The organism is Pseudomonas proteolytica (assembly GCF_007858275.1).
Taxonomy (GTDB): domain Bacteria; phylum Pseudomonadota; class Gammaproteobacteria; order Pseudomonadales; family Pseudomonadaceae; genus Aquipseudomonas; species Aquipseudomonas proteolytica.
Genome location: NZ_VFEV01000016.1, coordinates 30,594 through 46,628, shown reverse-complemented (window position 1 = coordinate 46,628; position 16,035 = coordinate 30,594). Strand labels below are relative to the sequence as shown.

Sequence of the window (16,035 nt, the reverse complement as noted above, 5' to 3'; positions counted from 1 at the left end):
TTAACCCTCCTTGGCTGGGGTTGGCGCGGATTGGCCGCTTTCTTTCAGGGCCTTGGTCACTTCCGGCGGCATGTATTTTTCATCGTGCTTGGCCAGCACTTCATCGGCCACCACCACGCCCTGGGCGTTGATCTTGCCGAGGGCCACGATGCCCTGCCCTTCGCGGAACAGGTCCGGGAGGATGCCACGGTAGGTGATGGTCACGGACTTGTTGAAGTCGGTGACCACGAAGGTCACGTCCAGGGAGTCGCCGGAACGCTTCAGGGAGCCGGCCTCGACCATGCCACCGGCACGGATGCGCGTGTCTTGCGGCGCTTCGCCATTGGCGATCTGGGACGGGGTATAGAACAGGTTGATGTTCTGCTGCAAGGCGCTCAAGGCCAGGCCCACGGCAACGCCGACGCCCACCAGGATGGCAAGGATGATCAACAGACGCTTTCTACGCAGCGGATTCACTTATCGGTCTCCCGGCGCAGACGACGCGCCTCTTGTTGCAGGTAACGCTTGCGGGCCAGGATCGGCGCAACGACGTTGAGGGCCAGGACTGCCAGGCTGATGCCATAGGCGGTCCAGACGTACAGGCCGTGGTGGCCCATGGCGAGAAAATCACTGAAAGAGGCGAAACTCATCCACGGGCTCCCAGGCTGTTTTGCACTTCGACCTTGACCCAACTGGCGCGGGCTTCACGCTTGAGCACTTCGAGGCGCATACGCATCAGCAGCACCGCGCCGAAAAAGCAGTAGAAGCCCAGGACCATCAGCAGCAGCGGCGCCCACATTTCCACGGGCATCGCCGGTTTTTCGGTGAGGGTGAAGGTGGCGCCCTGGTGCAGGGTGTTCCACCACTCCACGGAGTACTTGATGATCGGGATATTGATCACGCCGACAATCGCCAGCACCGCGCAGGCCTTTGCGGCACTCTCACGATTGCTGATCGCGTTGCCCAGGGCAATCAGACCGAAGTACAGAAACAGCAGGATCAACATGGACGTTAGTCGCGCATCCCAGACCCACCACGAACCCCAGGTCGGCTTGCCCCAGATCGCCCCGGTCAGCAATGCAACCGCGGTCATCCAGGCACCGATGGGCGCGGCGCATTGCAGGGCGACGTCGGCCAGCTTCATCTTCCACACCAGGCCGACGATGCCGCACACCGCCAGCATCACGTAGCAGGACTGGGCCAGCAGCGCGGCGGGAACGTGGATATAGATGATGCGAAAGCTATTGCCCTGCTGGTAGTCCGGCGGCGCGAAGGCCAGGCCCCAGACCAGGCCGATACCGATCAGCAGGAAGGCGGCGACGGCGAGCCAGGGCAGCATTTTGCCGCTGATGCCATAGAACCACTTGGGCGAGCCGAGCTTGTGAAACCAGGTCCAGTTCATTGCTGTTTCCATCACGGTTGCTTCTTGTCGTTGCAAGAAGCTTAGGGTCTTTACTGACTCAGTGAAAACACTGGGTCAGACCTCATTATTCGCCGACGCTGATTTTCAGGCCGGCCGCTATAGCAAAGGGTGTCAGGGTTACCGCCAGGGCGGTCAGGCTGCCAAGCCACAAGAGGTAACCGGTCGCCGGCATCCCCATGAGCGCGGCCTGCAAGGCGCCGCTGCCCAGGATCAACACCGGGATATACAAAGGCAAAATCAGCAAGGCCAGCAACAGCCCACCGCGCTTCAAGCCGACGGTCAGTGCCGCACCGACGGCCCCCAGCAGGCTCAGCACCGGGGTGCCTAGCAACAACGAGGCCAGCAACACCGGCAGGCATTCGGAAGGCAGTCCCAACATCATCGCCAGCAGCGGCGCGAGCAGGACCAGCGCCAGGCCGGAGAAGGCCCAGTGTGCCAGTACCTTGGCCAGTACCAGAAGAGGCAGGGGGTGCGACGAAAGGACCCACTGTTCGAGGGATCCATCTTCGAAATCACTGCGAAACAGCCCGTCCAGCGAGAGCAGGACGGACAAAAGTGCCGCTACCCACACCAGTCCCGGAGACAAGGTTTGCAACAGTTTAGTCTCGGGGCCGACCGCCAAAGGGAACAAGGCGATGACAATCGCAAAAAACACCAGCGGGTTGGCCAACTCGGCCGGGCGACGACACAGCAAGCGAGCTTCGCGGGCGACCAACAGGGCAAAGACACTCATACCGACCACCGCCCCAGGTCCAGGTCACGGTAGCCGGCGGGCATGCGGGTCAAGGTGTGATGGGTGGTGAGGACCACCATGCCACCCTGCTCGCAATGCCGGGCCAGGTGTTCTTCAAGCTGGGCCACGCCCTGTTTGTCGAGGGCAGTGAACGGTTCGTCGAGGATCCACAGCGGCGGGCCATCCAGGTACAGCCGGGCCAGGGCCACGCGGCGTTGCTGGCCGGCCGACAGGGTATGGCAGGGAACATCTTCGAAACCCTTCAGGCCCACGGCGGCCAGGGCCTGCCAGATGGACTCGCGCGTAGCCGGGTGATGCAGGGCGCTGAGCCAACTGAGGTTTTCTTCAGCCGTCAGCACATCCTTGATTCCGGCGGCGTGGCCGATCCACAGCAGGTTGCGCGCCAGCTCCGTACGCTGTTCGTGCAGCGGTTTGCCGTTAAGGCGCACCTGCCCTGCCGTGGGCTGCATCAAACCGGCCAGCAGGCGCAGCAGGCTGGTCTTGCCGCTGCCGTTGGGCCCACTGATCTGCACCATGTCGCCGCCCGCCAGACGCAGTTCGAGGTGTTCGAACAGCATCCGCAGGTCTCGCTCACAGGCAAGCGCAACGGCTTCAAGTAGTGGACTGGTCACAAGATCGCGGGCCTTTACGGTTCAAGTCGGCGGTGGAACGGCCGTTAAAGAGATGCACAATAACTGCATTGGCGGCCTGTTTTAGAGAGCTGGATCAATCAGTTGTGATGTTTTTGACCCGCTCTTTGAAGACGGGCGGCATTATACATGCGATGCCCTACTCTAAAGAGGGCAATTTCCTTGAGACGGCGGCCACGATGACCGGTGACATCAACCTTCCGACCCTCCCCCCAGCCCCGGCCACCGGGCCCAGGCCTGCGCCTGCAGTGGGCGAACTGCTGAAACTGCTGGAGCCCCAGACAGGCTTGATCGACGCCGGAAAAACCGTGAACGCCGAGGTGCTGGCGCTCAAGCAAGGCGGTGAAGCCTTTCAGCTATTGCTCAAGCTGACCCTCGAAGGTGGCCGCCAAACCCTGGTACAGGCCGCCAGCAGCCAGCCGCTGCCCCTGGGCAGCAATGTCGCGGTGAGCCAGACGGCGTCCGGCGACCTGGCGATCAGCCTGCAACAGGCCCTCAGCGCCAATGTCGCGGCCCTGACCCGTATCGACACCAATCAATTGCCGTTGGGCACCTTGCTGCAAGCCAAGGTCCTGACCTCGCAGATGCTGCCCCAGGGCGCCGGGCAACCGGCGCTGTACCGCTCGCTGGTGTCGGTGCTCAACAGCGCCTTGAGCGGCACCACCCTGACCCTGGAAAGCCCGCAACCGCTGCGCGTCGGCAGCTTGCTCAGCGCCGTGGTACAGGGCGCGCAGACTCTGGATTTCGTGCCCTTGAGCGGGCTGCGCGATCAACTGGCGGTCAGTCAGCAATTGGCCACCCAGCAAAGCCGCCAGGGCTCGCTGGAAAGCCTGCTCAGCGCCCTGCAAAACCTGCCGCGCACTGCCGACCTGCCGGCGGATCTGCGCGCGGCGGTAGAGCGGGTGCTGGCCGGCATGCCCGACCTGGCCCAAGTCAGTAACCCCAAGGTGCTGGCGCAATTGCTGCACAACAGCGGCGCGCTGCTGGAAGCCAAGCTGCTGGCCGGGCAAAATCCGTTGGTCCCGCCTCTGGACATGAAGGGCAGCCTGCTGCGCCTGGTGGCCGAACTGATGCCCGCCCTCCCCGCCAGCACCAATCTCAATGCCATCCTGGCCGCCAACACCCTGGCGCAGATGCTGCCCAGTTTTGTGCGTAGCCCCTTGGGCACCCTCGGCCAGATGGGCGCCCGCACCGCGCCGGGCGGCTTCCCTCTGCCGGAGCGGCTGTTGCAGCGCCTGGAGGGTGAAAACAGCCTGGAAAACCTGCTGCGCCTGGCCGCCGGCGCCATCTCCCGTTTGCAGAGCCACCAATTGTCGAGCCTGGAACAGACCGGCACCACCGCCGACGGCCGCCTGCAAACCACCTGGCAGATGGAAATCCCCATGCGTACCCTGCAGGACATCGTGCCACTGCAGGTCAAATTCCAGCGCGAAGAACCGGCGCCGGACAAGGACGAGCCTGAACGCAAGATCGAACGCGACGCCAAAAAAATGCTCTGGCGCGTGGAGCTGGCGTTCGACATGGAGCCCCTGGGCCCGTTGCAGGTCCAGGCGCAACTGAGCGAAGGCAAACTCTCCAGCCAGTTGTGGGCCACCCGCCCGTTCACCGCCAGCCTGATCGAAAGCCACCTGGGCAGCCTGCGCGAACGCCTGGTGTCGTCGGGCCTCAACGTCGGCGACCTCGACTGCCACCTCGGCACCCCGCCCCGCGGGCCAAAGACCGGGCTGGAACAACGCTGGGTGGATGAAACCGCATGAAAAACCCCAACCCACCGCGCCAGGCCATCGCCCTCAAATACGACGGCAAAGCGGCTCCCGCCCTGACCGCAAAAGGCGACGACGCCCTGGCCGAAGCCATTCTGAAGTTGGCGCGGGAGCACGAAGTACCGATTTATGAAAATGCCGAGCTGGTGAAATTGCTGGCGCGCATGGAACTGGGGGACAGCATTCCCGAAGAGCTGTACCGGACCATCGCCGAGATCATTGCGTTTGCCTGGACGTTGAAGGGCAAATTCCCGGTGGGCTATGACCCGAATGCCGAGCCAGAGGAGCGGGATGTGACGGCGCGCGGGGATGATTACTGAAATCCCAAGGCTGTATGCCGACCCAAAATGTGGGAGCTAGCTATTGTGGCGAGCGGGCTTGCCCCGCGTTGGGCTGCGCAGCAGCCCCAAAACCAGCCTCCATGGTGTATCTGACACAATGCATTCGGCTTACTGGGGCTGCTGCGCAGCCCAGCTCGGGCGATGCGGCGTTCCGACAAGCCCGCTCGCCACAACGGCCCGCTTCCACATGGGAACTGCGGCCAGTTCAGGTTTTGTGCAATTTGCTCATCAACTGCGCCTCGGCCTGGGTCAGGCCGCAGGATTGGGTCAGTTCGTCCACCGTGGCGCCCATGCCCACCAGCTTCGCCGCTTGGGCGAAGGACAGGTTGGCCGGGTCGCGCTGTTCCAGTGCCGACAGTTTGTCGGGCAACGGGGCGAGGATTGAACGCAGTTCATGCACGTCCTCCCCCACCCGCACGGCGCTTTGCTGGTAGTTGTCCACGCGCTTGGCGATCTCGCGCAGGCGTTGATCGCGCACGGCGTCGCGCTCGGCCTGCTGCAGCACCAATTCGCGTTGTTGGCGCATATGGCGCAGCAACACCACCAGGGTCCCGACCCACAGCAGAGCCAGGACGATTACCGCTACCTCAAGCATCAATCAGATGTTCTCCAGGTCCGACCACTCTTCTTCGCTCATCATCTTGTCCAGCTCAACCAGAATCAGCAGCTCGCCGTTCTTGTTGCATACGCCCTGGATAAACTTGGCCGACTCTTCGTTGCCGACATTCGGCGCAGTCTCGACTTCCGACTGACGCAGGTAAACCACTTCGGCCACGCTGTCGACCATGATCCCGACCACTTGCTTGTCGGCTTCGATGATGACGATACGGGTGTTGTCGTTGACTTCAGTCGGCATCAGGCCAAAGCGCTGGCGGGTGTCGATCACGGTCACGACGTTGCCGCGCAGGTTGATGATGCCCAGCACGTAGCTCGGCGCACCCGGCACTGGCGCGATTTCGGTGTAGCGCAGCACTTCCTGCACGCGCATCACGTTGATGCCGTAGGACTCGTTGTCCAGCTTGAAGGTCACCCATTGCAGAATCGGATCATCCAAACCCTGTGCGGACGCTGACGACTTGTTCATACCCCTGACCCCTTCAAATACCGTTGATAACGGCGTGTGTTCTTCTTTGGCAGCACCGTGGCGCTGCGCCTCTTATCAAGTACGTTTGTTACCTGGCAGATCCTTTACCGCGCCGCTGGCAATCAGCTCCGCCAATTCGGCGACATCCAGCAGCGCGCACATATGTTCAATCACCGTGCCCGCCAGCCATGGCCGCTGGCCACGGTGGCTGCGCCATTTGATTTCGTTGGGGTCCAGGCGCAGCGAACGGCTGACCTGATGCACCGCCAGCCCCCATTCGTAGCCCTGCACCGAAATCACGTATTGCAGGCCCTGGCGGAAATCATCGCGATAGCGGTCGGGCATCACCCAGCGCGCAGTGTCCAGCACCTTGAGGTTGCCGGCCTGGCTCGGCAGGATCCCGAGAAACCACTCCGGCTGACCGAACAACGGCGTCAGTTCCTGGCCTTCCAGAGAATAGATCGACCCCAGGCACACCAACGGCACCGCCAGTGTCAGCCCGGCGACATCGAACAACAGGCATTCGAACGACTCGGCAGCCCAAGCCGGTCGACCATCGGTTTCCACCGGTGGCGGGGTAATGCTCGGCGGCCGATGCACCTCGGCCACCGGCGGTACCAGCACCAGCGGTACAGGCTCAGGCGCGACCAAAACGGCAACCGGCACCACCACCGCATCACGGGCCTGCTCTTCCAGGACCGCCAGTTGAAACTCATCCAGGCCGGCCTCAGCCTCGACCACAGGCAGCGCCAGCGCTTCATCCAGCACCAGGATCGGCTCGGGCAGTACTTCCTCGGTCGCCTCTTGCAGCAGCGCGTCCAGGTAGGACTGCAGCGCCAGTTGCGGCCGGGTCTTGATATCGACAGGACGACTCATCTGTATGCCCACGCGCAAGCCCCGTTAACCGTGTATTCAAAGGTTATCGGCGCGATGCCCCGTGGACTTGAATTGAGGTTCATTTCACGCCACCTGCGCCACAAGTTGCTGGGCCAGCAGGTGCTTGAGCAAGGCGCGGTACGCCAGTACGCCACGGCTCTTGCCATCGAATTGCGACGGCGCCAGGCCCGCGCGGCTGGCGTCACGCAGGCGCGTATCCACCGGGATATAGCCTTGCCAGATGGTGTCCGGGTAAGCGTCGCGCAGTACGCGCAAGGTGCCCAGGGAAGCCTGGGTACGACGGTCGAACAGGGTCGGCACGATGCTGAACGGCAACGCCTGTTTGCGTGAGCGGTTGATCATGGTCAGGGTGCTGACCATGCGCTCCAGGCCCTTGACCGCCAGGTGTTCGGTCTGCACCGGGATCACCAGTTGCTGGCTGGCCGCCAGGGCATTGACCATCAGCACGCCGAGCAATGGCGGGCTGTCGATGATTGCGTAGTCGAAGTCCTGCCACAGTTGCGCCAGACTCTTGGCGATCACCAGGCCCAGGCCGCTCTGCCCCGGCGACTGGCGCTCAAGGGTGGCCAGGGCGGTGCTGGAGGGCAGCAGGGAAATCTTCTCGTTGCTGGTGGGCAACAGCAGTTGCCCGGGCAAGCCGGTGGGCACACTGCCCTTGTGCAGGAACAGGTCGAAGCAACTGTGCTCCAGGGCATCGGGGTCGTAGCCGAAATAGCTGGTCATCGAGCCGTGGGGATCCAGGTCGACAATGACCACACGCTTGCCCGCCTCGGCCAGCAGACCGGCTAAGGCGATGGAGGTGGTGGTCTTGCCGACTCCACCTTTTTGATTGGCAACTGCCCAGACTCTCATTCGGATTGTTCCTCCCGGCAGGCACTGGCTCGACCGAGAAATAGCACGAGGTTATAGAGCCGGTGACGGAGAATTGACGGCACTCTCCCGAACCGGCGGCTTTACGGGCGTCGGTGCAGTTTGTGTGCCAGCCCGCTTCATTGCAGCATCAGGTTGTGCATTGGCCGCGCCGGTGGCGGTCAGGCTGCGGCGCACATCCAGGTTGCGCGACACCACCAACACCACCCGACGGTTGCGCGCGCGGCCTTCGGCCGTCGCATTATTGGCCACGGGCTGGAACTCACCGTACCCCACCGACGCCAGGCGCCCAGGGTTCACGCCCTGCATCGCCAGCATGCGCACGATGCTCGCCGAACGCGCCGACGACAGCTCCCAGTTAGTGGGAAATTGCGCAGTGTGGATCGGCTGGTCATCGGTAAAACCTTCGACGTGGATCGGGTTGTCGAAGGGCTTGAGGATGGCCGCCACCTTATCGATGATGCTGAACGCAATATCACTGGGCAGCGCATCGGCGCTGGCGAACAGCAGGCTGGAATTGAGCTCGATCTCCACCCACAGCTCGTTGCCGCGAATGGTCATCTGGTTGGAGCTGATCAGGTCGCCAAAGGCCGCACTGATATCGTCGGCGATGCTTTTGAGCGGATCGCTGCCGCCACTGATACCGGCGTCGGTCTCGTCGCTGTCCTTGACCAGGGGCTTGGCCGGGGTCATGGTCTTGGGCCGCTCATCGCCAATGGGAATCGGCTTGAGGGCCCGGTCGGAATCGGTAAAGACGCCCACCAGGGCTTCGGAGATGACTTTGTACTTGCCTTCGTTGATCGAGGAAATGGAGTACATCACCACGAAGAAGGCGAACAGCAAGGTGATGAAGTCGGCGTAGGACACCAGCCAGCGCTCATGGTTGACGTGCTCTTCAGGCTCGCGGCGACGACGGCTCACAGGCAATCCCCCTCGCAGGCTTGCTGTGGCAACTGGGCCTGTCGTGGCATGCGGGCTTGCTGTGGCAGCCGGGCTTGCTGTGGCGAGCGGGCTTGCCCCGCGCTGGGCTGCGAAGCGGCCCCAGTAAGCCGAATGCGTTGTGTCAGATACACCGTAGCGGCTGGTTTTAGGGCTGCTACGCAGCCCAGCGCGGGGCAAGCCCGCTCGCCACAGCCACAACCACAACCACAGCCACAGCCACAGCTAAAGCCACAGCCACCACCACAACCAGCCTGCTCGGCGCCGATGCTCATGGTCATCAATCCATGAAGCCCTGGAGCTTCAATTCGATGGAGCGCGGGTTCTCGCCCTCGGCAATCGACAGGATGCCCTCCAGGAGCATTTCCCGGTAGCGGGACTGGCGCATGGCAATGGATTTGAGCTTGCTGGCAATCGGCAGCAGCAACAGGTTGGCACTGGCCACGCCGTAGATGGTGGCGACAAATGCCACGGCAATGCCGCTGCCCAGTTGCGAGGGGTCGGCCAGGTTGCCCATCACGTGGATCAGGCCCATGACCGCACCGATGATGCCGATGGTCGGCGCATAGCCGCCCATGCTTTCGAAAACTTTGGCCGCGTTGATATCGCGGCTTTCCTGGGTGTAGAAGTCCACTTCGAGGATGCTGCGGATCGCTTCCGGCTCGGCACCGTCGACCAGCAGTTGCAGGCCTTTGCGCGCGTAGCTGTCGGGCTCGGCATCGGCCACGCCTTCAAGGCCGAGCAGGCCTTCCTTGCGAGCGGTGAGGCTCCAGTTGACCACGCGGTCGATACCGCCGGCCAGGTCCACGCGCGGCGGGAAAATGATCCACACCAGGATCTGCATGGCCCGCTTGAATGAGCTCAGGGGTGACTGCAACAGCGCCGCGCCGACGGTGCCGCCGATCACGATCAGTGCTGCCGGGCCGTTGGCCAGGGCGCCAAGGTGGCCGCCTTCCAGGTAGTTGCCGCCAATAATGGCGACAAACGCCAGGAGTATCCCAACCAGGCTCAACACATCCATCAGTGACAGGCCTCCACCAGGTGCTTGCCGATGTCATCCAGGCTGTAGACCGCGTCGGCCAGGTCAGCCTTGACGATGGCCATGGGCATGCCATAGATCACGCAACTGGCTTCGTCCTGGGCCCAGATCGAGCTACCGCCCTGCTTGAGCAGGCGCGCGCCTTCGCGACCGTCCGCGCCCATGCCGGTGAGGACCACCGCCAGAACTTTGTCACCGTAGGACTTGGCGGCCGAACCGAAGGTGATATCCACACACGGCTTGTAGTTCAGACGCTCATCACCCGGCAGGATTTTCACCGCGCCGCGACCGTCGACCATCATTTGCTTGCCACCGGGGGCCAGCAAGGCCAGGCCCGGGCGCAGGATATCGCCGTCTTCGGCTTCCTTGACGCTGATGCGGCACAGCTTGTCCAGGCGCTCGGCAAAGGCCTTGGTAAATGCGGCGGGCATGTGCTGGATCAGCACGATGGGCGCGGGGAAGTTGGCGGGCAACTGGGTCAGGACGCGCTGCAAGGCCACCGGGCCGCCGGTGGACGTACCGATCGCCACCAGTTTGTAGGCCTTGCGCTTGGGCGCAGGCGACGCAGGAGTTGGCGCCGCCGTGCGCGTCGGCGCCACGGCAGGCCGTGCCACTGGCGCGGGAGCCGGACGCCCGAAACTGCTGCTGGTCGGTGCAGGTGCCGCTACCGGAGCGGGAGCCACCGGGGCACGGAAGCTGCTGCGGTTGCTGCGCGAGATGCTGTGCACTTTCTCGCAGAGCATCTGCTTGACCTTCTCGGGGTTGCGCGAGATGTCTTCGAAATTCTTCGGCAGAAAGTCCACGGCGCCAGCGTCCAGCGCATCGAGGGTCACCCGGGCGCCTTCGTGGGTCAGCGACGAGAACATCAACACCGGGGTCGGGCAACGCTGCATGATGTGGCGCACGGCGGTGATGCCATCCATCATCGGCATCTCGTAGTCCATGGTGATCACGTCCGGCTTCAACGCCAGGGCCTGATCAATCGCCTCTTTGCCGTTGGTGGCCGTACCGACCACCTGGATGTTGGAATCCGCTGAAAGAATTTCCGAGACGCGGCGGCGGAAGAAACCCGAATCATCCACCACCAGAACCTTGACTACCATAACCACTCCGTTAGGCCGGGCGAGGGACAATCGCCCTGCCCGGGCCGAATCAAATACGCCGTGCGGCGTAACGCTTGAGCATGCTCGGAACATCGAGAATCAGCGCGATCCGACCGTCACCGGTAATGGTCGCACCCGACATGCCTGGCGTTCCTTGCAGCATCTTGCCCAATGGCTTGATGACCACTTCTTCCTGGCCAACCAGTTGATCGACGACAAAGCCGATACGCTGGGTGCCCACGGACAGGATCACCACGTGGCCTTCGCGCTGCTCTTCATGAGCGGCGGATGCCACCAGCCAACGCTTGAGGTAGAACAAAGGCAGGGCCTTGTCCCGCACGATCACCACTTCCTGGCCGTCGACCACATTGGTGCGCGACAGGTCGAGGTGGAAGATCTCGTTGACGTTGACCAGCGGGAAAGCGAACGCCTGGTTGCCCAGCATCACCATCAGGGTCGGCATGATCGCCAGGGTCAACGGCACCTTGATGACGATCTTGGAGCCCTGGCCCTTGGTCGAGTAAATATTGATCGAGCCGTTGAGCTGGCTGATCTTGGTCTTCACCACGTCCATGCCCACGCCACGGCCGGACACGTCGGAAATCTCGGTCTTGGTCGAGAAGCCCGGGGCAAAAATCAGGTTGTAGCACTCGGTATCGGTCAGGCGATCGGCCGCGTCCTTGTCCATGACGCCGCGCTTGACCGCGATGCCGCGCAGGATATTGGAGTCCATGCCTTTGCCGTCATCGGTGATCGACAGCAGGATATGGTCGCCTTCCTGTTCGGCCGCCAGGATCACTTTGCCCAGGCGCGGCTTGCCGCTGGCTTCGCGCTCTTCCGGGGTTTCCACACCGTGGTCAACCGCGTTGCGCACCAAGTGGACCAGCGGGTCGGCCAGGGCCTCGACCAGGTTTTTGTCGAGGTCGGTTTCTTCGCCCACCAGTTCCAGGGCGATCTCTTTTTTCAACTGCCGGGCCAAGTCACGGACCAGGCGCGGGAAGCGCCCGAAGACCTTCTTGATCGGCTGCATGCGCGTCTTCATCACCGCGGTCTGCAGGTCGGCAGTGACCACGTCGAGGTTCGACACGGCCTTTTGCATGGCTTCGTCGCCACTGTTCAAGCCCAGGCGCACCAGGCGGTTACGCACCAGCACCAGTTCGCCGACCATGTTCATGATGTCGTCCAGGCGCGCGGTATCTACCCGCACGGTGGTTTCGGCTTCACTGGCCGGGGCTTTTTCGGCAGCGGCCGGCGCGCGGGCTGGCGCCGGGGCGGCGGCACGTGCTGGAGCCGGTGCAGCGGCCTTGGCGGCAGCGGGTGCCGGTTTGGCCACCACTGCTGTAGCGGTCGCGGTGGCTGCGGCGGCAGGCGCCACTTCAGAGAACTTGCCCTTGCCGTGCAATTCGTCCAGCAGGGATTCGAATTCGTGGTCGGTGATCAGGCCATCCGCCGCCGGTGCTGCAGCAGGCGCCGCCGCAGCAGGTGCAGCCGCCGCAGCGACTGCGGGCAAGGCATCGGCAGCAAACGAGCCCTTGCCATGCAACTGATCGAGCAGCGCTTCAAATTCGTCGTCGGTGATATCGGTGCTGGCCGCTGGCGCAGCAGCCTCCACAGGCGGCGGTGTGGCCGCCACGGCGTCCGGCGCGAACTGGCCCTTGCCGTGCAACTGGTCGAGCAAGGACTCGAACTCGGCGTCGGTGATGTCTTCGCTGGTCGGCACCATGGCCGGCGCAGCCGCTGCCGGTGCTTCGGCCTCGGCCTTGACGGCATTGAGGGAGTCCAGCAGTTGTTCGAATTCGCTGTCGGTAACGTCGGGTTCGGCAACCGGTTCAGGCGCCGCTTCAACCACCGGGGCGGCGGCCAGGGCGGCAGGTTCTGCCAGGCGCGCCAGGGCGGCCAGCAGTTCCGGGGTGGCGGCAGTAATCGGTGCGCGTTCACGCACTTCATTGAACATGCCGTTGACCGCGTCCAGGGCTTCGAGGATCACGTCCATCAATTCCGAATCAACGTGCCGCTCACCCTTGCGCAGGATGTCGAACACGTTTTCGGCGATGTGGCAGCACTCCACCAGCTCATGGAGCTGGAGGAAGCCGGCGCCCCCTTTTACAGTGTGAAAACCGCGAAAAATTGCATTGAGCAGGTTCGCATCATCCGGTCGGCTTTCCAGCTCGACCAGTTGCTCGGACAACTGCTCTAGAATTTCGCCGGCCTCTACAAGGAAATCCTGAAGGATTTCTTCATCGGCGCCGAAGCTCATATTGCGTGCTCCTTAGAAGCCTAAACTGGACAGCAAATCGTCTACGTCATCTTGACCTGACATAACGTCTTCACGTTTATCGGCATGAATCTGCGGACCTTCACCCTTGGCGAGGTGTTTTTGTGGATCTTTTTCCGAGAGGATCGCTTCGCGGTCATGTTCGATGCCGGCAAAACGGTCGACCTGGCCAGCCATCAGCACCAGCTTGAGCAAGTTGCTTTCCACTTCAGTGACCAGCAGGGTCACACGCTTGATCACCTGACCGGTGAGGTCCTGGTAATCCTGGGCCAGCAGAATGTCATTGAGGTTGCTGGAAACCGTACGGTTTTCCTGCTCGCTGCGTGACAGAAAACCTTCGACCCGACGCGCCAGGTCACGAAATTCTTCTGCGCCTACTTCGCGACGCATGAAGCGCCCCCAGTCAGCGCTCAACGCCTTGGCCTCATTGGCCATGCCGTTCACCAGAGGCGTGGCGTTTTCCACCAGGTCCATGGTGCGATTGGCTGCCGCCTCAGTCAGCCTGACCACATAGGACAGGCGTTCGGTGGCATCGGTGATCTGCGAGATTTCCTCGGCCTGGGGCATGTGCGGGTCGATCTGGAAATTGACGATCGCACTGTGCAACTCACGGGTGAGCTTGCCCACTTCCTGGTACAGGCCGCGGTCGCGGGTCTGGTTGAGCTCATGGATCAACTGCACCGCGTCGCCGAACTGGCCTTTTTCAAGGCTGTCGACCAACTGGTGAGCGTGTTTTTTCAAGGTCGACTCAAAGTCCCCCTGCGATGTTTCTTTATGCTCCATAGCTCCCCCGTGGCGACATCAACCGTGGATGCGTTCAAAGATCTTTTCGATCTTCTCTTTCAACGCCAATGCAGTGAATGGCTTGACCACGTAGCCGTTGACCCCAGCCTGGGCGGCTTCAATGATCTGTTCACGCTTGGCTTCGGCGGTCACCATCAACACCGGAAGATTGCGCAGTTTTTCATCGGCGCGCACATGGCGCAGCAGATCGATACCGGTCATGCCAGGCATGTTCCAGTCGGTTACCAGAAAGTCGATGCTCCCGCTGTTGAGGATCGGAATCGCCGTAATACCGTCATCCGCCTCGACCGTGTTAGTGAACCCAAGGTCACGCAACAGGTTTTTTATGATCCGCCGCATCGTTGAGAAGTCATCAACGATGAGGATTTTCATGTTCTTGTCCAATTCGACCTCCAAGCAGTCTTAAACGCGTCCAGCACCTGGGCGCGCCATATCATTCAACAGGCATTACACAAAAAGGACTGCCGGGGCGCACCACGAGCCGCTCCCGCCCGGCTTGCGCCCTGGCGGTTATCGCTCACAGTGTCCCCACACTGCCTGTCAGCGCGCTCGCCACTCTCCCAAACGCCCCCGCAAGCGGGCCGCGCATTGGCTATGTAGCTGGCTGACCCGCGATTCGCTGACCCCCAGGACCTCACCGATTTCCTTGAGGTTCAGCTCTTCGTCGTAGTACAGCGCCAACACCAGCCGCTCACGCTCCGGCAGGTTGGCAATCGCCTCTGCCAGGGCGCCCTGGAAGCGTTCATCTTCCAGGTCGCGTGAAGGCTCCTGGTGAGCGCTCGCGCCGTCCTCGTGCAGCCCTTCATGTTCGCCGTCCTGTAGCAGGTCGTCGAAACTGAACAGGCGGCTGCCCAAGGTATCGTTCAAAATCCCGTAGTAATCGTCGAGACTCAATTGGAGTTCGGCCGCAACTTCGTGATCTTTAGCGTCGCGACCGGTTTTTGCTTCAATTGAGCGAATTGCGTCACTCACCATCCGGGTATTGCGGTGGACCGAACGCGGCGCCCAATCACCTTTACGCACTTCATCGAGCATCGCGCCACGGATGCGGATACCCGCATACGTCTCGAAACTCGCACCCTTGCTCGCGTCGTACTTGGTCGACACTTCGAGCAGGCCGATCATCCCCGCCTGGATCAGGTCTTCGACCTGGACACTGGCGGGCAGGCGTGCCAGCAGGTGGTAGGCAATGCGCTTGACCAGAGGCGCATAGCGCTCGATCAATTCGCCCTGGCTGTCACGCGCTGATTTTTTGTAAAGGTTGTAGCCGCTGGCTGTCATAGCACCGGTCCTGCACTCGTCTGATGCACCAATCGCTCGACGAAAAACTCCAGATGCCCCCGGGGATTGGCGGACAGTGGCCAGGTATCGACCTTCTGAGCAATTGCCTTGAACGCCAACGCGCATTTCGAACGAGGGAACGCTTCATAGACTGCACGCTGCTTTTGCACAGCCTTGCGCACACACTCGTCATAGGGAACTGCGCCGACGTATTGTAAGGCGACATCGAGGAAGCGATCCGTGACCTTGGTCAACTTGGCGAACAGGTTGCGCCCCTCTTGCGGGCTCTGGGCCATGTTGGCCAGCACGCGGAAGCGGTTCATGCCGTAGTCGCGGTTGAGCAGCTTGATCAGGGCGTAGGCGTCGGTGATCGAGGTGGGTTCGTCGCAGACCACCAGCAACACTTCCTGCGCGGCGCGTACGAAGCTGACCACCGACTCGCCGATCCCGGCGGCGGTGTCGATCACCAGCACGTCGAGGTTGTCGCCGATATCACTGAAGGCCTGGATCAGGCCGGCATGCTGCGCCGGGCTCAGATGCACCATGCTCTGGGTACCGGAGGCGGCCGGGACGATACGAATCCCCCCTGGCCCCTGCAACAGCACGTCGCGCAGCTCACAGCGGCCCTCGATGACATCGGCCAGGGTGTGTTTGGGCGTCAGTCCCAGCAGAACGTCAACGTTCGCCAGGCCCAGGTCGGCATCCAGCAGCATGACGCGGCGGCCAAGCTCTGCCAGGGCCAGGGACAAATTCACTGACACGTTAGTTTTCCCGACGCCACCTTTGCCGCCGGTCACCGCGATCACCTGTACGGGATGCATGCTGCCCATGTTCTTTCTTTACCTTGTCTTGCT

General features: G+C 62.3%; 19 protein-coding genes. 2 read left to right on the top strand and 17 right to left on the bottom strand.

What is annotated here, in order from left to right:
* The 5 genes from ccmE to ccmA all read right to left on the bottom strand — a co-directional run bounded on the left by ccmE (position 1) and on the right by ccmA (position 2,767).
* Positions 1 to 456, bottom strand: a complete 456-nt coding sequence (ccmE, locus tag FIV38_RS13360; RefSeq protein ID WP_092234584.1) for a cytochrome c maturation protein CcmE — start codon at positions 454 to 456, stop codon at positions 1 to 3.
* Complete coding sequence (ccmD, locus tag FIV38_RS13355; RefSeq protein WP_029292593.1) at positions 453 to 629, bottom strand: heme exporter protein CcmD; 177 nt, start codon at positions 627 to 629, stop codon at positions 453 to 455. The genes ccmE and ccmD overlap by 4 nt, the downstream gene beginning before the upstream one ends.
* On the bottom strand, positions 626 to 1,381 hold the full coding sequence (locus FIV38_RS13350; RefSeq protein WP_029292590.1) for a heme ABC transporter permease: 756 nt from the start codon (positions 1,379 to 1,381) through the stop codon (positions 626 to 628). Before FIV38_RS13350 ends, ccmD begins: the two co-directional genes overlap by 4 nt.
* Positions 1,382 to 1,466: 85 nt before the next feature.
* Entirely contained in the window at positions 1,467 to 2,135 is a 669-nt protein-coding gene (gene ccmB, locus FIV38_RS13345) for a heme exporter protein CcmB (protein ID WP_029292588.1), read from the bottom strand.
* A complete protein-coding gene (ccmA, locus tag FIV38_RS13340; RefSeq protein WP_029292586.1) occupies positions 2,132 to 2,767 on the bottom strand; it encodes a cytochrome c biogenesis heme-transporting ATPase CcmA in 636 nt (211 codons plus the stop codon). The genes ccmB and ccmA overlap by 4 nt, the downstream gene beginning before the upstream one ends.
* A 197-nt stretch (positions 2,768 to 2,964) precedes the next feature.
* Here ccmA and fliK point away from each other — a divergent pair, with 197 nt between their 5' ends.
* Together fliK and FIV38_RS13330 are read left to right on the top strand one after the other, a co-directional pair.
* Positions 2,965 to 4,542: a flagellar hook-length control protein FliK gene (gene fliK / locus FIV38_RS13335; RefSeq protein WP_092234581.1), complete on the top strand. Its 1,578-nt coding sequence runs from the start codon at positions 2,965 to 2,967 to the stop codon at positions 4,540 to 4,542.
* Positions 4,539 to 4,868, top strand: coding sequence for an EscU/YscU/HrcU family type III secretion system export apparatus switch protein (locus tag FIV38_RS13330; protein ID WP_029292582.1), 330 nt, complete (start codon positions 4,539 to 4,541; stop codon positions 4,866 to 4,868). The genes fliK and FIV38_RS13330 overlap by 4 nt, the downstream gene beginning before the upstream one ends.
* A gap of 226 nt (positions 4,869 to 5,094) precedes the next feature.
* On the opposite strand, the gene FIV38_RS13325 is transcribed toward FIV38_RS13330, so the two are convergent.
* The 12 genes from FIV38_RS13325 to fleN all read right to left on the bottom strand — a co-directional run bounded on the left by FIV38_RS13325 (position 5,095) and on the right by fleN (position 16,011).
* Positions 5,095 to 5,487 carry a DUF2802 domain-containing protein gene (locus FIV38_RS13325; protein WP_029292580.1) on the bottom strand — a complete coding sequence of 131 codons (393 nt, stop codon included), beginning with the start codon at positions 5,485 to 5,487 and terminating at the stop codon, positions 5,095 to 5,097.
* The gene (locus tag FIV38_RS13320; RefSeq protein WP_029292578.1) at positions 5,488 to 5,973 is read right to left on the bottom strand and encodes a chemotaxis protein CheW; all 486 of its coding nucleotides are present in this window, start codon (positions 5,971 to 5,973) and stop codon (positions 5,488 to 5,490) included. It abuts the gene before it with no gap.
* A gap of 75 nt (positions 5,974 to 6,048) precedes the next feature.
* Entirely contained in the window at positions 6,049 to 6,849 is an 801-nt protein-coding gene (locus FIV38_RS13315; protein WP_092234578.1) for a CheW domain-containing protein, read from the bottom strand.
* Between the two features lie 84 nt (positions 6,850 to 6,933).
* Positions 6,934 to 7,722, bottom strand: a complete 789-nt coding sequence (locus FIV38_RS13310) for a ParA family protein (protein ID WP_029292574.1) — start codon at positions 7,720 to 7,722, stop codon at positions 6,934 to 6,936.
* 51 nt (positions 7,723 to 7,773) lie between these two features.
* The gene (gene motD / locus FIV38_RS13305; RefSeq protein WP_029292572.1) at positions 7,774 to 8,661 is read right to left on the bottom strand and encodes a flagellar motor protein MotD; all 888 of its coding nucleotides are present in this window, start codon (positions 8,659 to 8,661) and stop codon (positions 7,774 to 7,776) included.
* Between the two features lie 298 nt (positions 8,662 to 8,959).
* Positions 8,960 to 9,700 carry a flagellar motor protein gene (locus FIV38_RS13300; RefSeq protein ID WP_029292570.1) on the bottom strand — a complete coding sequence of 247 codons (741 nt, stop codon included), beginning with the start codon at positions 9,698 to 9,700 and terminating at the stop codon, positions 8,960 to 8,962.
* The gene (locus FIV38_RS13295) at positions 9,700 to 10,821 is read right to left on the bottom strand and encodes a protein-glutamate methylesterase/protein-glutamine glutaminase (protein ID WP_029292568.1); all 1,122 of its coding nucleotides are present in this window, start codon (positions 10,819 to 10,821) and stop codon (positions 9,700 to 9,702) included. Before FIV38_RS13295 ends, FIV38_RS13300 begins: the two co-directional genes overlap by 1 nt.
* A 49-nt stretch (positions 10,822 to 10,870) precedes the next feature.
* Positions 10,871 to 13,078 (bottom strand): chemotaxis protein CheA, encoded by a 2,208-nt coding sequence (locus tag FIV38_RS13290; RefSeq protein WP_092234575.1) that lies wholly within the window; start codon positions 13,076 to 13,078, stop codon positions 10,871 to 10,873.
* Between the two features lie 12 nt (positions 13,079 to 13,090).
* On the bottom strand, positions 13,091 to 13,879 hold the full coding sequence (locus tag FIV38_RS13285) for a protein phosphatase CheZ (protein ID WP_029292564.1): 789 nt from the start codon (positions 13,877 to 13,879) through the stop codon (positions 13,091 to 13,093).
* Between the two features lie 18 nt (positions 13,880 to 13,897).
* Entirely contained in the window at positions 13,898 to 14,272 is a 375-nt protein-coding gene (locus FIV38_RS13280; RefSeq protein WP_162473193.1) for a chemotaxis response regulator CheY, read from the bottom strand.
* A 168-nt stretch (positions 14,273 to 14,440) separates the two neighbouring features.
* Positions 14,441 to 15,181, bottom strand: coding sequence for an RNA polymerase sigma factor FliA (fliA, locus tag FIV38_RS13275; protein WP_029292560.1), 741 nt, complete (start codon positions 15,179 to 15,181; stop codon positions 14,441 to 14,443).
* Positions 15,178 to 16,011, bottom strand: coding sequence for a flagellar synthesis regulator FleN (gene fleN / locus FIV38_RS13270; RefSeq protein ID WP_092234572.1), 834 nt, complete (start codon positions 16,009 to 16,011; stop codon positions 15,178 to 15,180). Before fleN ends, fliA begins: the two co-directional genes overlap by 4 nt.
* Positions 16,012 to 16,035: the final 24 nt, after the last annotated feature.

What these genes read in the sequence shown, in the direction of transcription:
- ccmD (WP_029292593.1), bottom strand. Translation starts at nt 629, where the DNA reads ATGAGTTTCGCCTCTTTCAGTGATTTTCTCGCCATGGGCCACCACGGC.
- FIV38_RS13350 (WP_029292590.1), bottom strand. Translation starts at nt 1,381, where the DNA reads ATGAACTGGACCTGGTTTCACAAGCTCGGCTCGCCCAAGTGGTTCTAT.
- ccmB (WP_029292588.1), bottom strand. Translation starts at nt 2,135, where the DNA reads ATGAGTGTCTTTGCCCTGTTGGTCGCCCGCGAAGCTCGCTTGCTGTGT.
- fliK (WP_092234581.1), top strand. Translation starts at nt 2,965, where the DNA reads ATGACCGGTGACATCAACCTTCCGACCCTCCCCCCAGCCCCGGCCACC.
- FIV38_RS13330 (WP_029292582.1), top strand. Translation starts at nt 4,539, where the DNA reads ATGAAAAACCCCAACCCACCGCGCCAGGCCATCGCCCTCAAATACGAC.
- FIV38_RS13320 (WP_029292578.1), bottom strand. Translation starts at nt 5,973, where the DNA reads ATGAACAAGTCGTCAGCGTCCGCACAGGGTTTGGATGATCCGATTCTG.
- FIV38_RS13315 (WP_092234578.1), bottom strand. Translation starts at nt 6,849, where the DNA reads ATGAGTCGTCCTGTCGATATCAAGACCCGGCCGCAACTGGCGCTGCAG.
- FIV38_RS13310 (WP_029292574.1), bottom strand. Translation starts at nt 7,722, where the DNA reads ATGAGAGTCTGGGCAGTTGCCAATCAAAAAGGTGGAGTCGGCAAGACC.
- FIV38_RS13300 (WP_029292570.1), bottom strand. Translation starts at nt 9,700, where the DNA reads ATGGATGTGTTGAGCCTGGTTGGGATACTCCTGGCGTTTGTCGCCATT.
- FIV38_RS13295 (WP_029292568.1), bottom strand. Translation starts at nt 10,821, where the DNA reads ATGGTAGTCAAGGTTCTGGTGGTGGATGATTCGGGTTTCTTCCGCCGC.
- FIV38_RS13290 (WP_092234575.1), bottom strand. Translation starts at nt 13,078, where the DNA reads ATGAGCTTCGGCGCCGATGAAGAAATCCTTCAGGATTTCCTTGTAGAG.
- FIV38_RS13285 (WP_029292564.1), bottom strand. Translation starts at nt 13,879, where the DNA reads ATGGAGCATAAAGAAACATCGCAGGGGGACTTTGAGTCGACCTTGAAA.
- FIV38_RS13280 (WP_162473193.1), bottom strand. Translation starts at nt 14,272, where the DNA reads ATGAAAATCCTCATCGTTGATGACTTCTCAACGATGCGGCGGATCATA.
- fliA (WP_029292560.1), bottom strand. Translation starts at nt 15,181, where the DNA reads ATGACAGCCAGCGGCTACAACCTTTACAAAAAATCAGCGCGTGACAGC.
- fleN (WP_092234572.1), bottom strand. Translation starts at nt 16,011, where the DNA reads ATGGGCAGCATGCATCCCGTACAGGTGATCGCGGTGACCGGCGGCAAA.